This is a genomic window from Pseudomonas sp. P5_B2, assembly GCF_056400445.1.
Genome location: NZ_JBFULH010001033.1, coordinates 1 through 1,118 on the forward strand (window position 1 = coordinate 1; position 1,118 = coordinate 1,118).

Here is a 1,118-nt window from a genome sequence, read left to right on the forward strand (position 1 = left end):
GATATAGATCGTGTCCGCGTTGGGCGTCAGGAACAGCGATTTGGAATCCATCAGCTCCGAGAAAACGATCACCTCGTTGTCTTTCACGCCGATGTCTTGCAGACCCTTACGGATAGCATGGATGCTGACGCCTTGCAGAGTGTCCGAAAACGCGCGAGTCGCGTGCGAGAAGTCCAGTTGCTCATAGACTTTGTCGACCGTCGCCTCGTTCGGCTGGCCGTCCAGGAACTCCAGCGTGCCGAGGCGGGTTTCGCTCTTGGCGGGCGTCGTGAGCGATTCAGGGATCGTCTCGGCCCATGCGCAGGTAGCGAGCAACAGGCTGGCAATCACAGCGCCGCCCTGTCCGATGGTGATGCGGGGGAACGTTTTCATGGATACCACTCCTTGTGTGTTTGCGATGCCTCGCATAGCTCTTAATCCGGGGGTTCACTCCTTTTCAGCTGAGGCCAGCGTCACGGTGAGCACCGACGGAACGGCTGACCCACTACAGTTATTGCGCACCATTGTCGGAGCAGCACGTTCTGCGTGATCAGTTCTTCCAGCAGGCAGAGCATAGGTGCACATTTGCCATTGCTCCAACCACAGGCGGCTTTTGGCCCAGAGTGTGTAAAAACGCTTCGCCAAAATTGCAGTGTGCGCGTCTTCCAATGGCAGCTTAGGGTTGTGGATTCAACCGGTCGGGCAGAATACGGCCGAGGCTGTGTGAAAACATTTTTCAGCGCGACAGGTACTCAAAACCGTGCTGGAAATCACGCGTCTACGCRAAATCCACATCTGCTGAYGTGCCGATAAATTTCAGATTTAGCCTGCCCCTGGGCCTCCGCCCAAAAACTGGTATTTGTGATTAGGGCCGCGAGTTTCGCTTTCGCCGTCAACACTCTCATCGATCCAGATTGCATCTGGATTTCTCGACTTATTTTCATCCGGAACTACTTTTACTTGAGCCTGCTGTTACCGATTTGGTGTAGCGCATTTCGACTAAAAGGAGCTTGGAAGATGAAATTCAGTATGAAGGCGCCAGGTAAAAATTTGCATTGTGGCGAGTGGCGCACCCTCAAAATGGCAGGGGCCGTCTGCTCCTTGGTCGCGGCAATCGCAGTAGCCACCCAAGCTATGGC

General features: G+C 54.6%; 1 pseudogene. It reads right to left on the minus strand.

Annotated features, from left to right (window positions below):
* Positions 1 to 372, minus strand: a pseudogene (locus AC1DRJ_RS28960) (hypothetical protein); the annotation flags it as partial.
* Positions 373 to 1,118 lie beyond the last annotated feature (746 nt).